This window comes from Pseudomonas sp. Z18(2022), assembly GCF_036346535.1.
Taxonomy (GTDB): Bacteria; Pseudomonadota; Gammaproteobacteria; order Pseudomonadales; family Pseudomonadaceae; genus Aquipseudomonas; species Aquipseudomonas yamanorum_A.
Map to the genome: position 1 here is coordinate 330,820 of NZ_JAOTOA010000001.1, position 26,306 is coordinate 357,125.

Genomic DNA, 26,306 nt, shown 5'->3' on the forward strand with positions numbered 1-26,306 from the left:
CCACCATGCTCATGAGCACCAACAGCTACCTGGAGTTTTACCTCTCTCTGCTGGCCTGGATCATCAACAACGGCCTCTGGAGTGTCCTGTCCGACACCGGGCTATTTGCCGCGCCCTTTGGTGCAATCATCTTGCAGGAATGGTTGTCTGCCCGTCAGCAAGGCGCGGATGAAGGCAACAAGGGACTGCTCTCGGTGCCGCGGATCGAGAACCGGTTGTGGCTGGCCTACATCGTCGTGTTGTTCGGTTGCGCGCCGGTCTTTCCGTTGAGCCTCACGTCAATGGCGTTCGATGATGCGGCAAGCCAGCGCTGCGGTATCAGTGTGGCTAAGCCAGCAGAAACCGCCTGGGGGACGACTTTCAATACCATTGGCGAACGCTCCGCCAATGTGCCGATCTGGTGGTTTCTGGTGCATGCCTTGAGCAAAGGCGTGACCGCGGCGGCTACCGCTTCCATCCCCTGCGCACCGGATATCCGGCAGATGCGTATGGAGATCGACAGCTCGCGCATCGACAGCCAGGTACTGCTGCAGGAAGTCGCCGACTTCACCCGCGACTGCTATGGCTATTCCCGTTCTCGGCTGTTCACCAACCGTCCGCAGTTGGACAAGGCGCAAAGTCACGACGCCTCCTGGATCGGTTCAAGCTATTTTCTCGACACGCCCGGCTACTACGATACGGATCGTTCACGCACACCACGCGTCAGCTGGCCCTATGACGAAAGCCGCGATGTCTCCTTGCCGCGGCTAGAGAATGGCGCGGGCTACCCCACCTGCAAGCAGTGGTGGAACGACAGCGGTGTCGGCTTGCGCGGGCGCTTGATCGAGCAAGTCGATCCTTCGCTGCTGACTCAGCTGAAAGGTTGGTTGACTGGCCGTTCGAACAATGAGATCGAGGATGCCACCCTGCGCGAACTGGTCAGCCCGCGTCAGCAATCGATATCCATGTCGCCCGGACAGGTGTACCAGGACTATGGCTCCAGCGCCCGTGGCGGCTCGATCAATCAGGGGCTCAATAACCTCGCCACCAATACCGGGTTGGCCCTCGGCTCCTTCAGCAACTTCCCGGCAATGAATGCACTACGCGCCGCCTTGCCAATGGTGCAGGCCTTCCTGCTCATGGGCATCATCATCAGCTTGCCGTTGATCCTGCTGGTCAGTACCTATCAGCTGAAAACCGTCATGACCGTGACGTTCGCGCTGTTCACCTTACACATGCTGAGCTTCTGGTGGGAACTGGCGCGCTGGGTCGACTCCAGCATGCTCGACACCTTGTACAACCAAGTTTCGGCTTCCAATCAAGTGCTGTTGTCGCTGCCTACGTCCGGTTTTATGGATGGAACCGTCACGGCGCAGGTGATCGAGTATGTGATGGGGGCGATGTTCATCGTGCTACCAATGCTGTTTCTAGGGGCCATGAGTTGGGCCGGATATAGCGTAGGTTCAGGCGTAGAAGGAATGCTCAGCAGGGGAACCCACGCAGCACAGACAGCGAGCTCTAACGGAACCTCTCAGTTGATGAGCGGTGCAAGAATTGTTTCGGGTAAATCGAGCTCAAAATAACCAAGAGACTACTTCAAAGAACCCCATTTATCGTACCGCTCAGGCCAAGACGTTCTATGCGTTGGATCATAGAGATGGTCAATACCTAGAGTGTCTGAATCTTGAATTGGGATAGCTGCTAATAAGACGATTGTGCACATCAGCACAAACAACCAGAAGCTAACAAAAAGAAATGCTCCGAGCAGAGCAAACTTGGCAGTCAGAAAACTCCCGCGAACAAGTAATTTACCTGCGGGCATACCTGCCGTTTCCGCACGCTCAACCACGCGGGATTCAAACGTTTTCAACTTACGGTAACCACGCTTCACAGACATACCACAGGCGAACGCCCAGCGGTGGGCACGTGAACTCTGAACAGGTTGCTGAGTCGGCATGGTCTCGCCCTCTTTTGAGCGTTTTCATGGTTGAGACAAGAGTAATAGCCTACTACTGAAAACGGTCTATATCTGACCGTTTATCAGTTTGCTCAGACGGCACCGCGAGCTTTGATATGGGCGGTGCGTTGAACGCAGCACCCATATCGCATTCCGCCAGGAATAGGACTCGTAAACGGCTAGTAACCTTTCGGTATGCGATAGGTCTTGCCCTTTGTGCGGTCTTCGAAAAAGTCCGCATGCTCCGATTCGTCCGTGCGTATGCAATCGCGCGTCTGACCATTCCCAACATTGCATTTCGACCACTCAACCCGACTGCCTAATTCGTCCAGCCTCGCCACTTCGCCTCGACGCGCTTTTATTTCGTCTAACGACGGCACCCACAGATAGAGAGACACTACTACCAATGTAAGGATCGTAGCCTGCGCCGACAGGAAGTAGAGCCAACGCCTGCTATTCAATTTCTTTGCTGCCACGTTGTACAGTCCAGCAGCCCGCTGAGCGGCAGCATCTGCCTCGGTGAATCTCTTGCTCAACAGCTCAGCGGCTTGATTTGCAGTTGACTGTGCAGAACTCTCGATACTCTGCTTGACGCCAGCCTCCAGTCGAACCAGCTTCTTCTCGACGCTATCCTGCAGCTCACGCAACGCATCAGTAGCCCGTCGAGACTTGCTCTCATCGATCTCTACAGCTTCAAGGACTTTGCGAGCCGCGCCAAAGAGGGCCTGAAAATTTCGATCGTGCGCTTGCTCTTGACTTGTTCCGGTCATCAATATCTCCCTAAAGTCGGACCTTTTAGGTCGGGCATCTCGTGATCTGGTTGCTTCATATCTCTCTGAAGGGAAAGATACTGCTCCTGGCTGTACTCGATCCATTGTTTGTGGGACAGGTTCAAATCCATCAAATCCTGTAAGGCGGCGAAATGTAGACCTCCACCGCTGTCGGCCACCAGCACCAATCCGCCTGTTCCGGTCTCCTCTGGCCCTTGAGCAAGCCGCACCAGATCAATGTAGTCGCGCTCAGCCCTTGTGATCTCAGCCGATCTGCGTTGCAGAATGCCAGCAGCCAGCTCCTCGATAAAATTTTGGAACCTCTCGGTTGACTTAGGCCGTTGCCTGGCGCCTTCGCCAAACGCATCGAGATAGGGCTCAATGCGTGCCGACAGTGCAGCGCTGGGAAGAGGCGCCGTTTCGATGTACCAATGCACCCGCCGCGAAGTACCTGGTAGATCAGGCAATTCGTCCAATTTTTCGGAAAAAATTCGAGATAGAAACTGGTGACGACCAGCCTCTTTTTTTGACTTGTTAGCCTCAGTCTTAAACTCGATCAAACGTACTGTACCGGGGAATGCCATCAGCAAATCCCCCAATCGTTTATCGTCTGGCGTTTGTTGAAGCAAGTTCACCATGCTTGGTAACTGACCGGATCTCAGCTGTGAACCAAGAGCGAACCCCAGCCCATAGAGAAAATTTCCGATAACCACATTTTCGTACAGTTTCATTGAACGTCATCGCCCTATTTTCATGCCTACTCAATTTCTAGAAGCTCACCGGTAGAGCCCTGCGCTAAACCGTTTGTCAGTTTATCGGCCAGGAAAAGCAAACCTGGAGCTCAGTAGACTCAGACCGTCAAACGTTCTTGCCTATCTGATTGATATTCATAAATGACTTGGCTAAAACCAAGGTACGGATCGCTGTTATCGACAGCACTTTCCCTGATAGCCAGAACCTTCAAGGCTACGTCACGTCGGTGATGGTTCTCCCTAAGTGCGATTAGCGTTCGGTAGCTCGCACGGTCACCGTTTCTACGGTGATGAACGCCTACTGCTCTCCTGAGCGCCGTTCGAGCTCTGCTCGCAAGGCAAATCTTCTTGTTTTTCTTCAACCCATTGCGGGGAAATTCTTTCCCCCACGGGTCAGGTTTCTTCGCGCCTTCAACGGAGACATACCATGCCCGACTCACTTACACCGCAAACACTGAACACCCTTCGGTTGCCCATCGTGTTCACCCCTGGCGCGTGGCAACGCGCAGTACTGCTCGAGCAATCCGATCACGCTGAGAAGCTGCAGGTCGATCGGTTGAGCCACGTATTGCGCGCAGCCTTCGAAGCCCACCTGGCCTATCCACACAAGCCCTACGTGCTGTTCGAGGTAATCCACATTGAACCAACCGATCACTTAGACCACGACCCGTTGCTGCAATTGAGTCTGAGCCTACTCCAAGAACCGGGTCAGCCTGGCGCCTTGCTGATAGCGCTTGCAGGAGAACACCAGCGCTAAGCGAAATTGGCGGCGCCCACCTCCACATTCGGACGGCATGCAAGACCTGCATCAATCCAGCACATCACCCAACCGGGGAACCCTCCCCGACGGGCACGGCGTTCCTCCGTTTTTCTCTCGAGGAAATTGCCATGCGCGATATCTACCAAGACGTAACTGACAAGATCGTTACCGCGTTAGACCAAGGCGTTGCTCCCTGGATCAAACCCTGGTCCTCAAGTGGCTCCGCTTACATCGGCCATCAACCCTACCCCATCAACGCCATCACGCGACGCCCGTATTCGGGCATCAATTTACCGCTGCTCTGGGCCGAGGCCAGGTTGCAGGGCTTCACCCAAGATCGTTGGCTGACCTTCAACCAAGCCAAAAAGACCGGTGGGCACATTCGTAAGGGTGAGCACAGCACTCTGGCGGTGCTCTACAAGCCGATGGAGCGCGAGGAACAGACCGAGTCAGGCCAACCCGTACTCGATGAAAACGGCCAGCCCAAGGTCGCTCACTTCGGCATTCTCAGGACGCATTTGCTGTTCAATATCGAGCAAACGGAGGGGCTCGATATGTTCAATGACACCCTGCTTGAGACGGAACAGAGTGATTCCTTCCAGCCCAACAGCGCCGCGGAAAATCTGCTGTTAAGTTCAGGTGCACGCATCGTTCATCGGCCTGCCGACGAAGCCTTTTACCACCCGATCAGGGATCTCATCCAACTGCCGACAAAAGCGCAATTCCACGATGAAGGCGGGTACTACGCCACTGCACTTCACGAGCTGACGCACTGGACCGGGCATCACGCTCGGTTGCAGCGCGAAGGCATGACGTCAGCCTGTCCGTTCGGCTCGCTAGGCTACGCGTTTGAGGAGTTGATCGCCGAGATGGGTGCTGCGTTTTTATGCGCCTACACCGGTATACAGGGAGAGCTGCGCCACGAGGGCTACATCGACTCCTGGCTCGGCCTGCTCAAGGCTGACAAACGCGCGATCTTTCGCGCCAGTGGTCAGGCCCGAAGCGCCTCGGAGTATGTACTCAACCTGGAGCAGCAACTGAAGCAGATGGTAATGGATGACTCACGATGCATGAACGATGAAGTTTGATCATTACCGCACCGCTGCAATCGCATCACAGGGCCCAACGCGAGTTGGGCCCTTTTTTTGCGCCCAGAAAACCCCATGCCGCGGGGCTCTGATGCAAAGAGTCAGAGGTGGGCACACACCCGCAGCCTGTCATTCCGCATCCAGGTTCTGCGCCAGAAAATCCACCAGTTCAAGCGGACTCCGACTGTCGATCACCTTATAAATCAGATCGCGTTTACTGCGCGGCAACTTCTTGACCACGCTCTTCGCCGAGGCTCTGACGGCTTCGTCTGTCCCATGGATACGTGCCGCGAGCAGCAGCACGAGCGTGGCGTCAGTGAGATTCATGGCAAGACCTAAAAAATATGCACCGCAGTGTACCGACTCTTGTCTTTTCCGTACTAGCCCCCCAACAAAACGATGTCTAGCAGTATCAATATCCCGATTGCCACACAAAGGGACTCGAGCCAAAAGGACGGGTAAGGGTTGGAAGGGAATGGGCACTCAAGGGTAAGAGCGCTATCCGAAAAGGCTAAAAGGCCACTGACCCAGCCACTTGCCGGAGGTCACGATGCTCAGTCTGTTTCGCCACAAAAGGCAGAAGCCCCCTCCGCCACCGACACTGAGCGCCACCGAAGGTTACCTGCCCATCGAGTCGGCCCACAGCTTGTTAGCCGCGGAGCACCGCCGCCAGTTGCTCGATCGCATCTGGCAGTACACCGCCCTCTCCCACGCGCAGTTCATCCAGCTCTATTTAAATCCGATTCATCGCTACGCCGAGCAGGTCCAGCAACTCCCGGCCAGCGAGACGCACCACCATGCGTATCTCGGTGGCATGCTTGACCATGGCCTGGAGCTGGTAGCTTGCAGTTTGAAACTGCGTCAGTCGTATCTACTTCCGACCGGCGCCGCGCCCGAAGACCAAGCCGCCCAGACCGATGCCTGGTCGGCTGGCATCGCCTATGGCGCCCTGCTGCATGACATCGGCAAGATCGCCGTGGACCTGCTGGTCGAACGCCAGGATGGCCGTGTTTGGCATCCTTGGCAGGGCGCCATGGATCAGCCCTACCGTTTTCGTTACATCAAGGGTCGTGACTACCACCTGCACGGCGCCGCCGCAGGCTTGCTCTACACCCAAATTCTCGACCGCCCAATCCTCGATTGGCTCAGTGAATTTCCGCCACTATGGGCCAGTCTGCTGTATGTCCTGGCGGGCCAGTACGAACGTGCCGGCGTGCTCGGTGAGTTGGTGATGCAGGCCGACCGTGTTTCCACCGCACAGAACATCGGTGGTAACCCGAGCAAGGCGCTACAAGCACCGATTCAGTCGCTGCAACATCACTTGATCAGCGGACTGCGTCATCTGGTTCAACACGAACTAAAACTCAACCAGGCAGGTGCCGCGGGTTGGCTGACCCAGGACGCCCTCTGGCTCGTGAGCAAAACGGTCACGGACAAGCTGCGAGCCTATCTGCTGTCGCAAGCGATTGAGGGCATTCCCTCCTCCAACATCGCGGTGTTCGACGAACTGCAATCGCATGGGCTGGTCGAGTCCACACCAGAAGGCAAAGCCATCTGGACCGCGCTTATCGCGCAGGGAAACTGGCAGCAGAGCTTTACCTTTCTGCGCATTCAACCGGCATTGATATGGGGAAGCGAAGACCGCCCAGAAGCTTTCAGCGGAACAGTGAGCATTGCAGTCGATGACCACCCGACTGACGTTCCGGCACCTGCACTAGCCCCCAAGGCAGGTGGAACAGGATCGCATCAAAACCAATCGCTGGAAGATCCTATGGCGATGGAGGATGCCGACTACCTCGGAACGTTGCTGGACATGTTCGAATTGTCAGACCCCGAGGCCAGTGACGCACCGTCAGAAAGCGCTCTCGAAATCTCAAATCCCCCTTCGAATAACCCTGGTCAGGTTTTCCTAAATTGGGTCAAGGAAGGCATCCTGAGCCACAAGCTGATCATCAACGACAGTAAGGCAAAAATCCATACCGTAAGCGGAACTGTGTTTCTAGTAACACCTGGCCTCTTCCAACGCTACGCTCAGGAGTTTCCTGGTATCTCACAGGGTGCCACTCAAGAGATTGAAGAATGGCGTTGGGTGCAGAAGCAATTCGAAAATTTAAAAATACATAAAAAACGCAATAACGGACTAAATATTTGGAGTTGTAAAATTCAAGGGCCCAGAAAAACTTCGAAACTTAAAGGTTATTTGATAGAAGACACAAAAATAATTTTTGATGAGCGCCCTAGCGACAATTCTTATCTGGCATTTGAAAATGACTAGTCCCCCACATCACCATCACACCACGCAGTAAAAAGATGCACTTTCCCTACACCGCTGGATCTTCCCTGAGAGCGACGTGGGTAATCATATCTAACGGAGACGCCACGATGTTCAGCTGCAAATAAAGCGGATGCGATCGCTGCTGGCTTAGTGCCAAGCGGCGCAACTTCAAATGAAGAATTATAATCTCTAGTTTTATAGAGCATCAACAACACTTCATAGCACGAGTATGGATTATTAGCACCTGCATAAAGAATCTCCTCGACCTGCTGATCCAACAGGATTGATGCATTCTCCATCAAAGAATGAGTTTCCCACTCTGTCTTGAATGGCGGAATACCAAAAACAATATTAAACCGCTTCAAAACCTCAGGCTCTGAATCAGCAATTAAATTGCGTAAACGCGCACCTTCAAAGCCGACAAAAACAGTGACACTCCCCACACTATTAGGATTTGTCTGCAAACTTATAAACCCCGGAATAGGATAGTAATCCGATGCATAGCTATCACTCAACTGAAATTCATGCCTAGTTTTAGAACCAGTGGCGCTATTATAAGAATGCGGCTCGGCATAGAGAAAATAGAACCTAACTGCCTCCCCTCGCAACAGGTATCCTCGAATTATCAGTAGCAAATCAGGAAAATCTAAAGTAGTGGCATCAAAAAGAATATTTTTAGCCGGAAACTCAAGCGCGATATTTTCGACCTCATTCGCTCTCCAACTTCTCCCATCAATGTGAATTTTATACTCCGAGGGGACATAGCTTACACTTAACGTTTTAGTCGCAGCTCTAGTCGCTATCGACAGGCAGTGAGCACCCCGATCATCCACGACCGTACCGACAAATGCCACATCGTATGATGCACTTTTGAAAGCATCATCTCCACACACCGAGACCCAACTAAAATTCATCATAATCAAAACAACTTATAGTTTATTCCTATCTCTGTCTCAGTCGGCTCTTCCCATTTATCCACGTAATCTTTGAGAAGGGCCTTAAACTGCTCTCCAGAACCAACATATAGAGTGTTAACCTCGCTGGCAGAGAGTGAAAGCTTACGTTTCTTTCTATAACTTATACCAAAATATGGGGCAAAAATCGGATTCGGAACGTAATCATTTTGCATTATATCATAATCACTTTTATTTTTAGTATCAGATGTCTCATACAACACAGACCACATAAGCCCATCCTTAATTAGAGAAACCACCTCACTATCTAACGCTACTCGCTGGCTATCGTTGATGGAAAAGTGATTTATCTCGGGTTCGCTCTGACTAGGTCGTCGCTGAGCAGATTCAAATATACTACCGAGACGCATAATCATGCTGTGTAGCTTTTTCCCGCTTGCCCCTGCCCGCTCTACCTCATCAAGCAATTTGCTACTCACCGCAAATGCTGCAGACGCTTGAGTTTTTGATGTTATGACCAGTGTTGATGAGTCTGACATCTCACCATTAGCATTTGCCTCTAGCAAGGTCTTATGACAAAGCTCTTGAAAATACCGCAAGTTAGGTTTAGAAAGCCCACAAAACCTCCCGAATCCGGCATACAAGAGACAGTCTTTTTGTGGGAGGCCCTTATACAGATAGAGCAAAGACCCAAACAATGTATTTTCAACCCAACCACCCTCTTTACAAAAAAGGCTTAATCCTCTCGTTTTATCATCTTTCGTTTTTTGCAATTCTTCCAGAATAACCGCTGTTGATGCTGAATTGCGACTTAGGATGCTAGCGGATACAACGGAAACATCTGGAGTTACACCGTCAAAGAACAGATCTATAGGAATACCTTCATCTCCTCGCTTTACTAGAGCTTTTCTAATAGTAGTGACAATCCTATTTTTCAATGCTTTATCTGAAACAGAAAAATTAGCCACATCTCGGGCAGACATTTGAGGAAAAATCTGCCTAGCTCGTCCCAAAACCGCAGATTTGTAAGCATCTGTATTTCTGGCTTCAATATGCCCCGGATCAAACAGAGACTCTTTATTGAAATCACCAAGTGCCAGTTCATATCCTTCGTTCTGCAAACGCAGCAGCATCACTTCTGCAGCTAGCAAATCAAAACCTTGATCACTTCGGCCCAACTCTAACTCAATGTTAATAGTTCTGTAGTCATGCGGCTCTATTAACTGCTCTTGGGTACTAGTCAAAAACTCGGAAATTGCGTGAGAGCGAACAGAAAAATTAATGCAATATTGATCATCTGGCTGCTTGACATAATCATTTATAATTACTTGTTGCGCAACCTGAAGATTTTCAAACTCATCAACAAAAACCCTAAAAAAACATCCTTCAAGCCGGGGATCACTTGAAGAAACAGCACCTATCAAGCTCTTAAATACGCTTTTAAAATTAAACATCATCGGACGACTAAGGGAGGGATTCTGAACCCATAACTCAAACTCGGCCAGTTTCTCCTCTACAAATTCACGGACATCATAAAAAGTTTCAACGCCATCGCCTAAGTATCGCTTTGCTGCGCTTGGAATCTTCGTACCTCTCACATCCAACACACCAGACTCTAACGAAGCGCGGGAAATGCTCAGCAAACTTTTTTCCAGCTCTCCCAAAACACACAAGGCAAAATAATAAGAAAAAACAATATCTGCATCATCATCCAACCAAGCACTTGTCAACAACTTACAAAATCTGATGTCAGGCTTCCAGTAAAGCCCTATAAACTTAAGCGACTGATCTGGCACACTGGCTCTATTTGCACTAAACACACTAGGATGACACAAATAACGCATTAACATGGTCTTTCCGCAACCACGTCCACCTTCAATTTTCACCGCTTTTTTTTCTTTAAAAATACTTAAAGATGAAAAAAAATGCGGAACAATAAACTGCCCCCAAACGTCATCTGGTAATAATTCAGCTCTATTACGCAGAAACGCATCAACAATATTTTTGTCCATTACTTAGCCCCGATTAATCAGCGGACACCATTGTCCTTTGGATGTCCAGTAGGCAGCAAGCGTATTGTTCGGTATAGTTCTATTGAAAGCTACTGTCAAATCCAGATCAAATTCAGATTGTTTTAAAACCACATCCCTTGACAACAAGACTTCATTATAATAAAAATCTTTCACATCCTTAATGCTATTATATTCATCCCTACCCCACATCATGCCAGCCGGCATTGATGCGAAAAACCCATGAGATGCTGATAAAATCTCTGCACAGTCAAAATCAACATAAGAACAATCTCTTGCAATTTTACTTACACCCACTGAGTGCGCCATAAAGGAAAGCAAAATCACGTTACGACTTACAGTCCATTGCTCTACACCATAATACTTAAAAAATTTTTCTGCTTGTTTTCCAGTACCTACAAAATCATCAACCAGCACCAACCACTCGACATGTTTCGGTAACTTGGCCACATCCTCTGGTCGAATCGTTATACCTTTGTTTATCAATCCATCCTCCCTGAAGTTCCTAAGCAGAGCAGCGCCGCTTTTACCAGGAGTTCTATCAAATCCACCATCTACAGAAACAAACCTAATCGGTAATCTATGGTTCCCTTCCTTTAACCCGTTTAGGAAGTCATCTACGGTTATAGGTACTTTATATCCAGAACGTTGTAAAGCAGCTGCCAACTGCATTTCTAGCATATGTCGCCTCATGCTTTTTAGCATATCAGGAGATCTATATATGAACGCATCAAGAAGGTGTGCTGCCAAATAGAGCGCGCGCTGGCTTGAGAAATTGTTTAACCAGCCCTGCAACTCATAGTGTTTTATTCCAGAAAGAATATTTTTACGGATAAGCGACTCAATTTTTTGCTTTGTATCACTGAAAAACCGCTCTTTCCCTGGGGGAATTTCGAATGACATTGCCTACCCCTCTATCGAAACACTTTTTATGCAAATCAGACCTATTGTAGCCTGTAGTAGACCTACACTTAGAAAGCAAGAGTCTCTATCTAAACCGCAAAGCTTGAAGCTCACAACGGGCAAACCTTTTATACATTACTGAGCACCTTACGCAGGATTTTTTTCTGCACTTTTTGTTTGCGTTCAGGTAGATTCTGAATCTCGGGCTTCAATGCGGAACAAAACTTTTCGTAGGCCGCTCGGAGCGTCATTGACTTGTAAACATCTTCTTTAGAACTGAATATCTTATAATATTTGTTAAACCTTTTCTTATCCTTCGCATACACCCAAAGCCATTCAACTTCATAGCATACGCCACCTGAGTCATCTTTATTTTTCACAGACCGCTCAAGTAAAAATTTAAACACATAGTTATTAATCGATCGCACAAAGTTATCGACTATAAATGCGATCTTATCCACATCCTCTGCCAACAACAAAATCGGCTTCTCTAGTGACTTAGTATGCGCCGCCAATCCGAGACGTATTGCGTTCTTTGAACCTAACTTTCCAAATCGATGCACACAGCAGTGACGGAGTTCACAAACCTTTTTGAATTCTTGAGATGGGAGAATCAACGGGTTTGGGCGGTTACCCTTCATTCCTATTAGTTCTTTGAGCGTTTCAAAGACGTTATAAGGACTAGCAAGGGAAAAATCCTCCAGAAGAGCTTCTGGCAGAATTTCTTTTTTATGATGTAATGCTGCCGCATACGATACGCTTTTCTCAGAGACAAGTGCCGATATATATTCATCAGAGTGAATCAATTTTCGTATCAGCGCTCGAATGTAACTTTCAGCTGCAGAAACATAGCCAAGCAAAATTAAATTACCTAGTACGGGGCTATAGTCGCCAGTAACTAATTTATTTAACTTCTTAGTATTCGTGATAAATAGATCGATAGGTGATAAATCACTATCACTATGTTCAAAATCAAACTTACTACTTGTCTCAAATGGTGACGTTATGGCTTCTAGCTTACATAGCTCGAAAAACTCTTTCGAAGCTATTTCTGTTGCACTTTCCGACCCGGCTGCTCCTTCTAGCAACACACCTTCTGGTTTTTTTCGCAGACTCATCGCTCATTCCTTCGGGTACTAATCCATAACCATCACAACAGCAGTTTTAAGTCACACATGGTCACGACAAAAACTCATCCACGTAAAGGAGCACATTACTAATGATTTTATCGGCGGTCTTACGCCCGACCCTGCGAAGCTTTCTTAACTCAGTTCCAGGGTCTTGCATAGATAGAATATCTCCAACAGTTTTAGCCCCATCTAAACCGGTGATAACTTTACTTTGCCATGACGTGAGCCGTGGGAGATTCGACAGTTCTAATGCCATACACTTATTAAATGTTGATTCATCAACAAGCAAACTGCCACACTGATGGCAAAAGCGTTGCGTGTCAGTTAATCGGATAGCATTACACTTTCGACAAGGTGGTAATGTAAGTTGTAGCTTCTGAAGCAACTCTTCTCCAAGAAGAGTTTTAGAGGACCGTCGAACAGGATGCTTAACGTTTTTTCGCCCTATGAAGTCAATCACATGCTGAGGGGAGAACCCATGTAGGCCTTGGCTGAACACCCGATTTCTTATCAATAGGGCCAAATGGGGAATATACCGCTCGTAAGACCTATCCTCTCCGTGAGAGACATTTGGGAGCTTTAAGAGCAGACCTACCTCGACAAGCAGGCTAATCATCCTATTGAATAGAGGGTTCTCTTCCTCCTCTATTCCGACAATAATCTGTTTTTGAGTCGTTTTTTTGGCCGGCGAGTTAGCGTCTTTTATTAACTCAACGATTTTGTTCAGCGCCGCTTCGCCTGTATCAATAATACTTTCCAACCTAGGCAGTTTACTTACTAGCGACCTGTATTCACTCAGCCGAACGCTTGTATATTTCTCAATGAGCTTATTAAATTTCTGCTGTGAACTTCGCGAGGTGTCAGAATGATACTCTCGGAGCATCATCAAATAAGCTCGAGGTATTCCAAAAGCCGCATATTTTAGAAGTTGCGAGATATCATCCGGCACTTTCTCATATTCATTGAATCGTTTGTGTGCGATTGCACCCAACACTAATGCGTAGTTTTCCGCTTCAATAGAAAGCCAAGCATCAACACTCTCGGCCTCATGTGCTACGTGAAATTTTGGGCCATATTCAGTAGTTCCTGGATACACCGATGCCTTTGGGGATATACGGGACGTTTTTAGTGTCCTAACAATATCAAAAAACTCGTAAAGATACTCCGGCGTTAAGGTTATTGCAGCATCATCGAGTAAAACAACTATCCGCTTTCTCTCTAGCCAATCAGTCAAAGAGTGGAGCGCGCTTGTTACTCCTGAAACGCTTATTTTTTCTACTAAAAATTCCAAATCGGATGTGGGTGACAAGCTTTGCTCTAGCCGTTCAACAATGCTTTCTAGATCTTGCTTTTTTGCAAACAGGATTGAGCTCAAATCAAGTTCTTGATCATCCTCGATATCACATGCCACTTCGTGCGCTGCAATAAGTATTTTTGCTAGTACCCACGTATTAAAAAGTGCAATTGCGTTAGGCTTCGATTTTAGCAAAGGCTCGAGCCGAAAATATTTATTGAAGGATACATAAATAGCTAAGGGTAACGAATCGTCCCCTTTGCATTTAGTCCAAGCATAACGCATTAAATGCGTTTTCCCACAACCTCGGGGCCCTACAATCAATTTAGTTCCCCGAGAAATCAGGGCAGTATAGATACTCTTGTAGAAATCGCCATCCTGAACAGTACACGCTAAGAGCTCATTCTCTTCGAGATAGTCTGCGCGCTCTTCTAAAAACGACGTGAGCTCTTCAACTTCCACTTGTTGTTTTGCCATTATTTAAAATCCATTTTTAGATGAGCAAGCTGTTTCATGGACATTTGAGCAGCTGCGACACCATAGCTCAATTCGGATATTTTCAACTGCCCGTCTTTCGAACTCACATATTTGAATATCTTCTTCGAATTTTTTTTATCAGAACGAATTATGAATAGGCAATCACTAACAACTGCGTATCCTGAGACTACGTTAGCTATTTTTTTAAAAAAACCCCGCCCTACACGTGCAATGAGTATATCTCCAGGACACGCCACTAAAAACTTAGTAGGGTCTAAACTCAGAAGATCAATACCACCCAAGAGTTCATAATTCGAATGTACGCCGCTTAAATCTGTGGTGTGAACAGTCGCACACTCCAGATCTCTGACTTGTACGGAGGACTGCTTTCCTCTCTTGATTTCCGCAATAGCTTGCAACTCAAGGCTACGAGATGAAGAACTTGTCTTATGTCGTTGCATCCGCGAGTGATAGCTATAATCCAACCGATGAACACCATCATCTGAGGAAATCGATATAGCCGGAGATAGAATTCCGGTTTCCAGAATAGTACGAAGTTCTATTTCTTCACTGCTTCTTTCACAAGAAGCTTTATTGAAAATCAATATATGCGTTTGAGCTTCAGTTCGCTTAAAAATATTTCGAGGCAGTTGTATTATTTTTTTTACACAATGTTCTTTTAAAAGAAACTCTCTAAAACTTGAAAACTTGTCCGCTGTAAATATTCCATCGGGCAGTATAACGCCTGCCTCACCGCCACTTTTCAACATTCTTATCATCTGTGCCAAAAACAACACTTCGGACGAACAAATTTTTGTAATCGAGGAGTATTTACATATTCCAATCTGCTCAGAAACCTGCTGAAACTCATCCCGCCAATCGGGTTTTATATATGGAGGATTACATACCGCAAGGTCTATTGACCCCTCAGTCATCCCGAGAGTGCTTGGGAGGTTAAATAGCAATGCATCTCCAACTACATGATGCCTATTCTGATTTTCAGAATTAGTAATCTGATGCCTGCTTTCAATATCAAGAGAGAATATTTTCGCATCATTCCAACGCTTAGAAGCGGCAAATGATAGACTGCCCAGACCACAGCCCAAATCCAATATATTTGTGGCTTTAGCAGTATCCATCAAAGACACCAGCAAACTACTTATGTCGTTTTCTGTATAATACCGACCGAGACTATCTCTAGAAGTAAATGGAACTATATTCATACTTTTCTAACATCTCTAGAGTATTTTAACGATTCCGCTATTCGAAACATTTGTTCGACATTGCCTAGGTCGTCTCGCATGTATTGTCTCATTACAGGTGACAACCCTCTAAGGTCTGAACACTCCATCTTCAACGCCAGAAGGCAGAAGGCATCCTCAACGTTACGCCCATCGTCCAGCTGAAGGAGCCTCCCCTTTAGGTTAATCATCCCACATCCCACGCGCGCCTAACAAAATATCTCCAATCCGAACCTGCTGTTCGTCTGCCCAATGAGCCTCATAAGATCAAATGAATATACGTACCTAGCAGACTCGGATCCCAGAACCTAAAGCCGCCCCCTAGCCCACAGCATTCGGGAGCCAGAGACCAAATTGAACCAGCCGCACGGCTTAACATCCTAAGTAAATTTGACATGATACTTTTCCCCTACGCCTCACGCTTAAACCTGCCTGGGGCTGAGGCACAACCGGTCACTGGTAGCAGACATGTGGCGCTTTTCGTCAAGAAGGGCTGTGCACCCTGCGACACCATGGCCCTTGAGTTTCAGGCGGTCGGGGAACCCTTCGATGTGTACATGGTTGACAGCCACCAGGATGACGCGCGCGTCCTGAGTTGGGCAACGCACGTCGGCATTGATCCGGGGAAAATCCACGCCGCGCGATCACCCTGGACCATGATGGAGGCCGCTGGCAATCTCTTGATCTACCCGTGAACTACCCGCTGCGGTTCGCGACGCTGATGGAGCATGGCAGCAGCAATGAAGGCGCCCTGAAGCTTATGTCTTCAACCTCTAGCAAGAATGCGTTGTAATGGGCCATTGATTGCCGCGAAAGAATCGACCACTCCATCCATTACAAAATCAAGCGCCCGACCATAGCCGTGATGCAAGCTCGCGGTATCGAATCCTTGATCCTGTAGCTTCTGCAGGGAATCACCCACAGTATCGTGGGCGTCAGCAATTCGAAGATCGTTGGTTACGAAAAGCATTGCAACCCTTGGGTTTCTGGCATCCCACTCTTCAGGTTCCCTATCGCTCTTGAATGCATCCGTCGCCTCTTCATCTGCATCCAACCGGTCCAAGATGTTCTGTAGTGTCTGCAGCAACTTCAAGCTGGCCCGGTCAGCAATCTGCTTTCGTGGGACACCGGCTGCTTGCAGAATTTGCTTAAGGATGCCATTGGGTAGTTTCTGCCAGATTTCATGAATGGATTTGCACCGAGCAAGGAATGCTTGCTGGCTCATCGCTAAGGGCGCGACCCGAGCCAGCTTTCCCAACTGTGGGTAATGCAGCCAACCATTGGCCCTTACTTCGCCCCGAGATAATCCAATCAGATCTTCGGCCGACTTCTCTATGCCCAGGGCACCCGCGAGCTTGGACAGGTTTTCTCCCAAAGCCAGCAGTTGATCAAGTAGCCGGTCCACCTTGGAGGCGATGTGCTCTTCGTTCAGATCGAGCTGAGCGACGATCCCTGAATCCAACGCATGGTTATAGGCATGCAGAATTTCCCGGTCGGGCTTGCCCTTGTACAGCTCACGTAACTGCACCCTGATCAGGTTGCGACCAACTCGCCCGCAGCCTGTGAAGGCCCACTGTCCCAGGTAGGAAGGATTGCAGCACCAGAAACCATGCAGATTGACCGGTGTAGTGGCGTAGAAACTGTTCTGCTCATATCGTTCAAGAAATCTGTCGTCGAGATAGACGCTGGTTCCATCGATCATGCTGTTGGCGCGGTCGCGCGTGACTGCGCCTGCAACACCAGGCCAACGCAGGCCTTCGGCACTCTGCCCTGGGGATAGCTCGCAGGAAACTGCTTCTACCGTCGCCCATACCTGGAGTAGCAAACCGTCACGATCCTCACGAAGATCGCCCTCGAGCCAATCCCCCGGCTTTCCAAGCTCGACAAACGTACAGCCCTTCATCCAGGCGCGTAACGCCGGTCCGTCCTGAAGCATCGCCTTGTAGTAGAAGTGGCGGACACCACGTCCGCCTCGTAGCCACAGGTACTTGCGCAAGTACTCATTGGACATGAACCATTGGATGTTCCGAGACGCCGTAAAGTGGTATTGAGCTGAAATCTCGCCCTCCGCAACGCCAAATTCCGGCAGTTCTAAATCGTCGTATACCAGGCGCTGCTGTTCATTGCCCAAGCAACGTGGGGTGAGCCCCAGCGCCATCCATACCTTCTCTGCCAAGTGATAGGTATAGAACGCACCACTACCCCACGAAGCGACAATATAGTCATTCCCGCTCACACTGGGCGCGAAGTTTCTTTCACTACCCTTACCGCGCAGCACCGGGGTCGAATGTGCTACCTGGCCTTGGTCGCTGTGAAGGATGGGAACTAAGTTTTGGTCGTCGTCGGGAACGACAGCCATCAGCATATGCACTGCCTCGCTGTTTGGTCCGTAGGGGTCATTTTCTGTGAAACAACTGACCTCCACCCGAAGCGCGGGGTCGGTAGCGCTTGGTTGTAGCAGCGAACGCAATCGCTCCGGCAGCAGATTGGCTGGAATGGGGAATGCAGCGAGATAGTCGATCATCTGTACGCGTCCTTGCTATGTCGAAGCCAACTCCATCGTCGCGCCAAGGTTGAACCAAAGTCAGAAGTGGAAGTTGGCGTAAGTTAATGCGCTGAGCTCAAGTTGGTCAGTCGTCAGCATCTGCTCGCTCCACCCAGGATATTAACGATATCGCCGTGTATTCAGGTAGCGGCGAATACTTCTCTACCCAATCTTGTATTGAGCGTTTCTATGCCCTTACTACCTACCAGGCGCTGCCTGGCATCGATGGGGGGCCAGAGCCGGCGCGAAGCAGTGCCGACGCTATCGCTAGCTCGCAGCCACCTAGATCCGGGATATTCGTGGGAGTAAATGTGGGAGTATTTTTTCAGACATGAAAAAGCCCAACCGTTTCAGATTGGGCTAAGTCATTGAAAAATATGGTCGGGACGGAGTGATTCGAACACTCGACCCCTAGCACCCCATGCTAGTGCGCTACCGGACTGCGCTACGCCCCGACTAGGCGTGTTACTGGGTTTGCTTCGCAACGAAGCGATCAGGAATATACCGCAAGCTTTTGAAATGTGGAAGTATTTTAAAAGCCGGAATTACTTCTTCAAAACCACCAGCACATCTTCCAGTTCGGAGATCATCTGGCGGATCAGTTGCTTGTATTGGGTGGTGTCGTCTTTGGCTTCATCACCGGACATACGCTGGCGCGCGCCGCTGATGGTGAACCCCTGGTCGTACAACAACGCACGGATCTGCCGGATCATCAGCACATCCTGGCGCTGATAATACCGACGGTTCCCGGTGCGTTTGACGGGGTTGAGTTGAGGAAACTCCTGCTCCCAATAGCGCAGCACGTGCGGCTTTACCGCACAGAGCTCGCTGACTTCACCAATGGTGAAGTAGCGTTTGCCTGGGATGACGGGCAGTTCGTCGTTATGACTTGGTTCCAGCATAAGCCTCAACTCGGGCCTTCAACTTCTGCCCTGGACGAAAGGTGACCACACGGCGAGCCGTGATCGGGATTTCTTCTCCCGTTTTTGGATTGCGGCCAGGCCGCTGGCGTTTGTCCCGCAGGTCAAAATTGCCGAAACCGGACAATTTGACCTGTTCGTTGTCTTCAAGAGCGTGCCTGATTTCTTCAAAGAACAGCTCGACCAATTCCTTGGCCTCGCGTTTGTTCAGGCCCAGCTCTTCATACAGACGTTCCGCCATCTCAGCTTTCGTCAAAGCCCCCATACGTCACTTCCTTAACGTGGCGTTCAACCTTTGTTCGAGCGAGGTGAGGATATTTTGTGTCGTCGTATTCACCTCATCGTCATTAAGAGTGCGCGATGGATGCTGCCAGGTCAAGCCAACTGCAAGGCTTTTTCTATGCGGATCAATGCCTTTACCCTGATAGACGTCAAATAGCCTGAGGTCTGTAAGCCATTCCCCTGCATTTTCACGGATTACGTCCAGAACAGCACTGGCGGCAACACCTTGATCAGCAATCAGCGCCAGATCACGTCGTACTTCAGGGAAACGCGACAACTCGCTGAATTTAGGCATTTTGCCCGAGGCGACTTCAGCCAAGACTAGCTCAAAAACGAAGACTGGACGGTCCAGCCCCAGGGTTTTCGACAGTTCAGGGTGAATCGCACCCACGAAGCCCACCAGGCGACCTTCACGTTCGATACGTGCAGTCTGCCCCGGGTGCAACGCCGGGTGTTTGCCTGGGGTGAAAGTGAAGGCATCCAGCGCACCGGCAAAGCCCAGTACCGCTTCCACATCGGCCTTGACGTCGAAGAAGTCGACGGTGTCGCGCCCCTGTGCCCAGCCTTCCGGCAGACGGCTGCCGCAGACTACGCCAGCCAGCATCGGCTCTTGCTTCAGGCCATCCAGCTGACCGACAAAACGCAGGCCGCTTTCGAACATGCGCACACGGTCTTGCTGACGGTTCAGGTTATGGGAAAGCGCTTTCACCAGACCCGGCCACAGCGACGAACGCATGGCCGCCATGTCGTTGGAGATCGGGTTAGCCAGCAACAGCGGCTCGACGCCTGGGTTGAACAGTTCGAATTGCTTTGGATCGATGAAGCTGTAGGTCACCGCTTCCTGATAACCACGAGCCACCAGCAGGCGACGCAGTTCCGGCAGGTGCGCACGGGCTTCAGCTTTCGGCTGTGGCGCCAGGCGCGCTTGCGGGTAACGGACCGGCAGGCGGTTGTAGCCGTACAAGCGGGCCAGCTCTTCGATCAGGTCGACTTCCAGGCTGATATCGAAGCGATGGCTTGGCACTTCTACGTGCCACTGCCCCGCTTCACCGGCAGAAATACCGAGACCGAGTGCCGACAGCAGGCGCTCGATTTCAATCGGGTCGATCACCAGGCCAAGCATTTGCTCAACGGCCTTGGCGCGCAGGATGATCGGTGCAACCGACGGCAGGTGCTGCTCGCTGACGGTCTCGATGATCGGGCCGGCTTCGCCGCCAGTGATTTCCAGCAGCAGGCCAGTGGCGCGCTCCATGGCTTCACGGGCCAGTTGCCAGTCCACGCCACGCTCGTAGCGGTGCGAGGCGTCGGTGTGCAGGCCGTAGGAGCGGGCCTTGCCGGCAATGGCGATCTGATCGAAGAAGGCGCTTTCGAGGAAGATGTCACGAGTGGTTGCGGACACGCCGCTGTGCTCGCCACCCATCACGCCGGCAATCGCCAGGGCGCGGGAGTGGTCAGCGATCACCAGGGTGTCGGCGCGCAGGCTGACTTGCTGGCCATCGAGCAGCACCAGCTTTTCGCCTTCTTCGGCCATGCGCACGCGGATGCCACCGTTGATTTCGGCGAGATCGAAAGCGTGCAGCGGTTGACCCAGCTCCAGCATCACGTAGTTGGTGATGTCGACGGCAGCGTCGATGCTGCGCACTTCGGAACGGCGCAGACGCTCAACCATCCACAGCGGGGTTGGCTTGGACAGGTCGACGTTACGGATCACACGACCCAGGTAACGTGGGCAGGCGTTGGGTGCCAGCACTTCGATAGAGCGTACTTCGTCGTGCACGGCAGGGACAGCTGCAACCGCCGGACGTGTGACGGCGGCGGCGTACAGCGCGCCGACTTCACGTGCCAGGCCGGCCAGGGACAGGCAGTCGCCGCGGTTCGGGGTCAGGTCAACCTCGATGCTGGCGTCTTCCAGTTCCAGGTAGACACGGATGTCCTGGCCCACTGGTGCGTCGGCCGGCAGTTCCATCAGGCCATCATTGCCTTCACCGACCTGCAGCTCCGCCTGGGAGCACAGCATGCCGTTGGATTCAACGCCACGCAGCTTGGCCTTCTTGATCTTGAAGTCGCCCGGCAGCTCGGCACCGATCATGGCGAACGGGATTTTCAGGCCCGGGCGCACATTGGGCGCTCCGCACACGACCTGGAAGGTTTCCGCACCATTGCTGACCTGGCACACACGCAACTTGTCAGCATCCGGGTGTTGCTCGGTGCTCAGCACCTCGCCCACTAGCACGCCACTGAAAACACCGGCGGCCGGCGTAACGCTATCGACCTCAAGGCCGGCCATCGACAGACGGGCAACCAGCTCGTCGCGACTTACCTGCGGGCTTACCCAGCCACGCAGCCATTGTTCACTGAATTTCATCCTGCTCTCCTAAAGATCCGTTACGACTAGCGAAATTGCGCGAGGAACCGCAAGTCGTTGTCGAAGAACAGACGCAAGTCGTTCACGCCGTAACGCAGCATGGCCAGACGCTCAACGCCCATGCCGAAGGCAAAGCCCGAGAATTCTTCCGGGTCGATCCCGGACATGCGCAGCACGTTGGGATGAACCATGCCGCAACCCATCACTTCCAGCCAGCCGGTCTGTTTGCAGACGCGGCAGCCTTTACCGCTGCACATCACGCATTCCATGTCGACTTCAGCGGATGGCTCGGTGAACGGGAAGAACGAGGGACGGAAACGCACCGCCAGCTCTTTCTCGAAGAACACCCGCAGGAACTCTTCGATGGTGCCTTTGAGGTCGGCGAAGTTGATGTCGCGATCAACCAGCAGGCCTTCGACCTGGTGGAACATCGGCGAGTGGGTGATATCGGAGTCGCTGCGGTACACACGGCCTGGGCAGACGATGCGGATCGGCGGCTTCTGCGATTCCATGGTGCGGACCTGTACCGGCGAGGTATGGGTGCGCAGCAGCATGTTCGCATTGAAATAGAAGGTGTCATGCATCGACCGGGCCGGGTGATGGCCTGGGATGTTGAGCGCCTCGAAGTTGTGATAGTCGTCTTCGACCTCAGGGCCTTCGGCAATGCCGTAGCCGATGTGGGTAAAGAACTGCTCGATACGTTCCAGAGTCCGGGTAATCGGATGCAGGCCGCCCGAGGTCTGGCCACGGCCAGGCAGGGTCACGTCAATGGACTCGGCGGCGAGCTTGGCCGCAAGATCGGCCTCCTCGAGCGACGCCTTGCGCGCATTGAGAACCTCTGTAACACGCTCCTTGGCCACGTTGATCAGCGCACCGACTTGCGGACGCTCTTCAGCCGGCAAATTCCCCAGGGTCTTCATCACCTGAGTCAATTCACCCTTTTTGCCAAGGTAGTGAACCCGGATTTGTTCCAGGGCATTGATATCTTCTGCGCTTTGCACAGCCTCTAGTGCTTGAGAGACCAGCGCATCCAGGTTTTCCATGTACAGACTCCAGATACAAAATAGGGGAAGAGCTTGAAGGCTCTTCCCCTATTTAAGACGTTTAACACCTTGGGCCACGAAAGCGGCCCAGGGTGACTGTCGGGGGTACTTAAGCCAAGGTGGCTTTAGCTTTCTCGACAATCGCAGCAAACGCCGCTTTTTCGTTCACTGCCAGATCAGCCAGAACCTTACGGTCGATCTCGATGGACGCTTTTTTCAGGCCAGCGATGAAACGGCTGTAGGACAGACCGTTAACACGTGCACCGGCGTTGATACGAGCGATCCACAGAGCGCGGAACTGACGTTTTTTCTGACGACGGTCACGGTAGGCGTATTGGCCAGCCTTGATAACCGCTTGCTTGGCAACACGGAATACGCGTGAACGCGCGCCGTAGTAGCCTTTAGCAAGTTTCAGAATTTTCTTGTGGCGCTTACGCGCCATGACGCCACGCTTTACACGAGCCATGAGTTACTTCCTCTATTCTTGACTAAAATTAACGAAGGCGCAGCATGCGCTCGACTTTTGCCACGTCAGACGGATGCAGCAAGCTGCTACCGCGCAGTTGACGCTTACGCTTGGTCGACATTTTAGTCAGGATGTGGCTCTTGAAAGCGTGCTTGTGCTTGATACCGTTAGCAGTTTTCAGAAACCGCTTAGCAGCACCACTTTTAGTTTTCATCTTTGGCATGTTCGGTACTCCGCATTCAGTTGATAAACATAATCAGAAGGCCTGCCGTGCCCTATTGATTACTTCTTCTTTTTCGGGGCGATGACCATAATAAGCTGGCGTCCTTCCATCTTCGGATGCTGTTCGACCGAACCGTACTCGAGCAGGTCAGCTTCAACCCGCTTGAGGAGTTCCATCCCCAGCTCCTGGTGGGCCATCTCACGGCCGCGGAATCGCAAGGATACCTTGGCCCTGTCCCCATCACTCAGGAAACGTACCAGGTTGCGCAGTTTTACCTGGTAATCCCCTTCCTCCGTCCCTGGACGAAACTTGATTTCTTTTACTTGAATCTGCTTCTGGTTCTTCTTCGCCGCGGCAATCTGCTTCTTCTTTTCGAAGATCGACTTGCCGTAGTCCATCACCCGGCAAACGGGTGGGATTGCGTCGGCGGAGATTTCCACCAGGTCCAATTTGGACTCTTCAGCAATACGAAGCGCTTCATCAATCGAGACGATGCCAATCTGCTCGCCGTCAGCGCCAATTAACCGAACCTCGCGTGCCGAGATATTCTCGTTGATCGGGGCTTTCGGTGCAGCTCGTTTATCTTGTCTCATTTCACGCTTAATAATAATTACTCCGAATCTGGGCGACCACGCCGGGAAACCGCTTGCGCGAGGAACTCAGCGAACTGGGCGACGGGCATCGAGCCCAGGTCAGCACCTTCACGAGTACGCACAGCGACAGTCTGCATCTCGACTTCCCGATCTCCGATAACCAAAAGATAGGGAACCTTGAGCAAAGTATGCTCGCGGATTTTAAAGCCGATCTTTTCATTTCTCAAGTCGGACTTGGCACGAAACCCGCTTTCATTGAGAGTTTTTTCAACTTCAGCGGCAAAATCTGCCTGTTTATCAGTGATATTCATGATCACTGCCTGTGTCGGAGCCAGCCACGCAGGGAATGCACCCTCGTAGTGCTCGATCAGGATCCCGACGAACCGTTCGAACGAGCCGAGGATCGCCCGGTGCAGCATAACCGGGTGTTTACGGCTGTTGTCTTCGGAGACGTATTCGGCTCCCAGACGGATCGGCAGGTTAAAATCGAGCTGCAGGGTACCACACTGCCAGACGCGACCAAGGCAATCTTTCAGCGAGAACTCGATCTTCGGACCGTAGAACGCGCCCTCGCCCGGTTGCAGGTCGTACGCAAGGCCCGCGCTATCAAGGGCGGCGGCCAGTGCAGACTCGGCGCGATCCCACAACTCATCGGAACCGACGCGTTTTTCCGGACGAGTGGACAGCTTCATTTCGACTTCGGTAAAGCCGAAATCGCGGTACACGTCCATGGTCAGCTTGATGAACGCAGCGGATTCGGCCTGCATCTGCTCTTCGGTGCAGAAGATGTGGGCGTCGTCCTGAGTGAAGCCGCGCACGCGCATGATGCCGTGCAGCGCACCCGACGGCTCGTTACGGTGGCAGGCACCGAACTCGGCCAGACGCATCGGCAACTCGCGGTAGCTCTTCAGGCCCTGGTTGAACACCTGTACGTGGCACGGGCAGTTCATCGGCTTGATGGCGTAGTCGCGGTTTTCCGACTGGGTGGTGAACATGTTGTCGGCGTAGTTGGCCCAGTGCCCGGATTTCTCCCACAGGCTGCGGTCAACGACTTGCGGAGTCTTGATCTCCAGGTAGCCGTTGTCGCGCTGAACCTTGCGCATGTACTGCTCGAGCACCTGGTACAGGGTCCAGCCGTTCGGGTGCCAGAACACCATGCCCGGCGCTTCTTCCTGGAGGTGGAACAGGTTCAGGCGCTTGCCGATCTTGCGGTGGTCGCGTTTTTCGGCTTCTTCGATGCGCTGGATGTAGGCCGCCAGCTGCTTCTTGTCAGCCCAGGCAGTGCCGTAGATCCGCTGCAGTTGTTCATTCTTTGCGTCACCGCGCCAGTAGGCACCGGACAGCTTGGTCAGTTTGAACGACTTGAGGAACCGCGTGTTCGGCACGTGCGGGCCACGGCACATGTCGACGTATTCTTCGTGGTAATACAGGCCCATGGCCTGCTCGTCCGGCATGTCTTCCACCAGGCGCAGCTTGTAGTCTTCGCCGCGGGCGGTGAACACATCGATCACTTCGGCACGCGGAGTGACCTTCTTGATGACGTCGTAATCTTTCTCGATCAGCGCGTGCATGCGCTGCTCGATGGCCGCCAGGTCGTCCGGAGTGAAGGGACGCTCGTAGGCGATGTCGTAATAGAAGCCTTCGTCGATGACCGGGCCGATGACCATCTTCGCGGTTGGGTACAGCTGCTTGACCGCATGGCCAATCAGGTGCGCGCAAGAGTGGCGAATGATCTCCAGCCCCTCTTGATCCTTGGGCGTGATGATTTGCAGGCTGGCATCAGAGGTGATCAGGTCGCTGGCGTCAACCAGCTTGCCGTCGACCTTGCCGGCCACGGTGGCCTTGGCCAGGCCGGCACCAATGGATGCGGCGACCTCGGCTACGGAAACCGAATGATCGAATGAACGTTGACTGCCGTCGGGAAGAGTAATAGTTGGCATGGCGCCTCCTCTCCTAGTGGTGACCCCTACCAAAGGTCACGTGGGTTGGGATGAGCCAGTACAAGATCCAACACCAGGCCGTTCAGTGATGAACGCCTGCCTTACAGCGGCAGGAGCCTTTCGGCCAACCGATAATCGAACCAGAGTGACTGGAGTTAAACAAAAAAGACCTTGGCAAGGCGGCAAAGGGCGCGCCGGAAAATAGCCAAGCGAAAGATGCTAGCACAGATGAACGGTCATGGCGCCGGCTCCGCTTCATGAAACGCAAATTCCCGGCTTTTAGCGCCAAAAGTGAACTTGAACTGTACGGCGAGCCTCAAACACACCGAGAATCACCGTTCGTCCACGACTCCAGGAGC

Annotated in this window: 23 protein-coding genes and 1 tRNA gene; 4 read left to right on the top strand and 20 right to left on the bottom strand. The window is 51.6% G+C overall.

Features of this window, described 5'->3' with window-relative positions; translation table 11 throughout:
• Positions 1–5 precede the first annotated feature (5 nt).
• Complete coding sequence (locus tag V3W39_RS01460; RefSeq protein ID WP_330212077.1) at positions 6–1,562, top strand: conjugal transfer protein TraG N-terminal domain-containing protein; 1,557 nt, start codon at positions 6–8, stop codon at positions 1,560–1,562.
• Positions 1,563–1,570: 8 nt separating this feature from the next.
• On the opposite strand, the gene V3W39_RS01465 is transcribed toward V3W39_RS01460, so the two are convergent.
• The 3 genes from V3W39_RS01465 to V3W39_RS01475 form a co-directional block, all read right to left on the bottom strand.
• Positions 1,571–1,936 carry a DUF3742 family protein gene (locus V3W39_RS01465; RefSeq protein ID WP_330212078.1) on the bottom strand — a complete coding sequence of 122 codons (366 nt, stop codon included), beginning with the start codon at positions 1,934–1,936 and terminating at the stop codon, positions 1,571–1,573.
• Between the two features lie 179 nt (positions 1,937–2,115).
• Positions 2,116–2,706, bottom strand: coding sequence for a hypothetical protein (locus V3W39_RS01470; RefSeq protein WP_184316136.1), 591 nt, complete (start codon positions 2,704–2,706; stop codon positions 2,116–2,118).
• On the bottom strand, positions 2,706–3,437 hold the full coding sequence (locus V3W39_RS01475; RefSeq protein ID WP_330212079.1) for a hypothetical protein: 732 nt from the start codon (positions 3,435–3,437) through the stop codon (positions 2,706–2,708). The genes V3W39_RS01470 and V3W39_RS01475 overlap by 1 nt, the downstream gene beginning before the upstream one ends.
• Before the next feature lie 448 nt (positions 3,438–3,885).
• Between V3W39_RS01475 and V3W39_RS01480 the strand changes: the two genes are divergently transcribed.
• Together V3W39_RS01480 and V3W39_RS01485 are read left to right on the top strand one after the other, a co-directional pair.
• The gene (locus V3W39_RS01480; protein ID WP_184316133.1) at positions 3,886–4,215 is read left to right on the top strand and encodes a hypothetical protein; all 330 of its coding nucleotides are present in this window, start codon (positions 3,886–3,888) and stop codon (positions 4,213–4,215) included.
• 131 nt (positions 4,216–4,346) lie between these two features.
• Positions 4,347–5,306, top strand: a complete 960-nt coding sequence (locus tag V3W39_RS01485) for an ArdC family protein (protein WP_330212080.1) — start codon at positions 4,347–4,349, stop codon at positions 5,304–5,306.
• A 129-nt stretch (positions 5,307–5,435) separates the two neighbouring features.
• Here the strand turns inward: V3W39_RS01485 and V3W39_RS01490 are convergent, their stop codons facing one another.
• A complete protein-coding gene (locus V3W39_RS01490; RefSeq protein WP_007901093.1) occupies positions 5,436–5,633 on the bottom strand; it encodes a DUF7740 domain-containing protein in 198 nt (65 codons plus the stop codon).
• 223 nt (positions 5,634–5,856) lie between these two features.
• On the opposite strand from V3W39_RS01490, the gene mobH reads away from it, so the two are divergent.
• Complete coding sequence (gene mobH / locus V3W39_RS01495; protein ID WP_330212081.1) at positions 5,857–7,581, top strand: MobH family relaxase; 1,725 nt, start codon at positions 5,857–5,859, stop codon at positions 7,579–7,581.
• Here mobH and V3W39_RS01500 read toward each other — a convergent pair.
• The 16 genes from V3W39_RS01500 to thrS all read right to left on the bottom strand — a co-directional run bounded on the left by V3W39_RS01500 (position 7,578) and on the right by thrS (position 25,947).
• Positions 7,578–8,498, bottom strand: coding sequence for a hypothetical protein (locus tag V3W39_RS01500; RefSeq protein WP_330212082.1), 921 nt, complete (start codon positions 8,496–8,498; stop codon positions 7,578–7,580). The genes mobH and V3W39_RS01500 overlap by 4 nt on opposite strands.
• Before the next feature lie 2 nt (positions 8,499–8,500).
• On the bottom strand, positions 8,501–10,507 hold the full coding sequence (locus V3W39_RS01505) for an ORC-CDC6 family AAA ATPase (RefSeq protein ID WP_330212083.1): 2,007 nt from the start codon (positions 10,505–10,507) through the stop codon (positions 8,501–8,503).
• A gap of 3 nt (positions 10,508–10,510) precedes the next feature.
• Entirely contained in the window at positions 10,511–11,428 is a 918-nt protein-coding gene (locus tag V3W39_RS01510; RefSeq protein ID WP_330212084.1) for a phosphoribosyltransferase-like protein, read from the bottom strand.
• 128 nt (positions 11,429–11,556) lie between these two features.
• Positions 11,557–12,546 carry a hypothetical protein gene (locus tag V3W39_RS01515; RefSeq protein ID WP_330212085.1) on the bottom strand — a complete coding sequence of 330 codons (990 nt, stop codon included), beginning with the start codon at positions 12,544–12,546 and terminating at the stop codon, positions 11,557–11,559.
• A 61-nt stretch (positions 12,547–12,607) separates the two neighbouring features.
• Entirely contained in the window at positions 12,608–14,329 is a 1,722-nt protein-coding gene (locus V3W39_RS01520; RefSeq protein ID WP_330212086.1) for an ORC-CDC6 family AAA ATPase, read from the bottom strand.
• On the bottom strand, positions 14,329–15,552 hold the full coding sequence (locus V3W39_RS01525; RefSeq protein ID WP_330212087.1) for an HsdM family class I SAM-dependent methyltransferase: 1,224 nt from the start codon (positions 15,550–15,552) through the stop codon (positions 14,329–14,331). Before V3W39_RS01525 ends, V3W39_RS01520 begins: the two co-directional genes overlap by 1 nt.
• 784 nt (positions 15,553–16,336) lie before the next feature.
• Positions 16,337–18,094, bottom strand: a complete 1,758-nt coding sequence (locus V3W39_RS01530; protein WP_330212088.1) for a hypothetical protein — start codon at positions 18,092–18,094, stop codon at positions 16,337–16,339.
• A 399-nt stretch (positions 18,095–18,493) separates the two neighbouring features.
• Positions 18,494–18,570 (bottom strand) — tRNA-Pro (locus V3W39_RS01535).
• Positions 18,571–18,660: 90 nt separating this feature from the next.
• On the bottom strand, positions 18,661–19,017 hold the full coding sequence (locus V3W39_RS01540) for a MerR family transcriptional regulator (RefSeq protein ID WP_003174972.1): 357 nt from the start codon (positions 19,015–19,017) through the stop codon (positions 18,661–18,663).
• On the bottom strand, positions 18,998–19,300 hold the full coding sequence (gene ihfA, locus V3W39_RS01545) for an integration host factor subunit alpha (RefSeq protein ID WP_002553164.1): 303 nt from the start codon (positions 19,298–19,300) through the stop codon (positions 18,998–19,000). Before ihfA ends, V3W39_RS01540 begins: the two co-directional genes overlap by 20 nt.
• A gap of 3 nt (positions 19,301–19,303) precedes the next feature.
• Positions 19,304–21,682, bottom strand: coding sequence for a phenylalanine--tRNA ligase subunit beta (gene pheT / locus V3W39_RS01550; RefSeq protein ID WP_330212089.1), 2,379 nt, complete (start codon positions 21,680–21,682; stop codon positions 19,304–19,306).
• A 26-nt stretch (positions 21,683–21,708) separates the two neighbouring features.
• The gene (gene pheS, locus V3W39_RS01555; RefSeq protein WP_003219939.1) at positions 21,709–22,725 is read right to left on the bottom strand and encodes a phenylalanine--tRNA ligase subunit alpha; all 1,017 of its coding nucleotides are present in this window, start codon (positions 22,723–22,725) and stop codon (positions 21,709–21,711) included.
• Positions 22,726–22,834: 109 nt separating this feature from the next.
• Positions 22,835–23,191 carry a 50S ribosomal protein L20 gene (gene rplT, locus V3W39_RS01560; RefSeq protein WP_003219940.1) on the bottom strand — a complete coding sequence of 119 codons (357 nt, stop codon included), beginning with the start codon at positions 23,189–23,191 and terminating at the stop codon, positions 22,835–22,837.
• 28 nt (positions 23,192–23,219) lie between these two features.
• Positions 23,220–23,414 carry a 50S ribosomal protein L35 gene (rpmI, locus tag V3W39_RS01565; protein ID WP_002553160.1) on the bottom strand — a complete coding sequence of 65 codons (195 nt, stop codon included), beginning with the start codon at positions 23,412–23,414 and terminating at the stop codon, positions 23,220–23,222.
• A gap of 59 nt (positions 23,415–23,473) precedes the next feature.
• Complete coding sequence (infC, locus tag V3W39_RS01570) at positions 23,474–24,025, bottom strand: translation initiation factor IF-3 (RefSeq protein WP_169875357.1); 552 nt, start codon at positions 24,023–24,025, stop codon at positions 23,474–23,476.
• Positions 24,025–25,947: a threonine--tRNA ligase gene (gene thrS, locus V3W39_RS01575; protein ID WP_177078969.1), complete on the bottom strand. Its 1,923-nt coding sequence runs from the start codon at positions 25,945–25,947 to the stop codon at positions 24,025–24,027. Before thrS ends, infC begins: the two co-directional genes overlap by 1 nt.
• Positions 25,948–26,306: the final 359 nt, after the last annotated feature.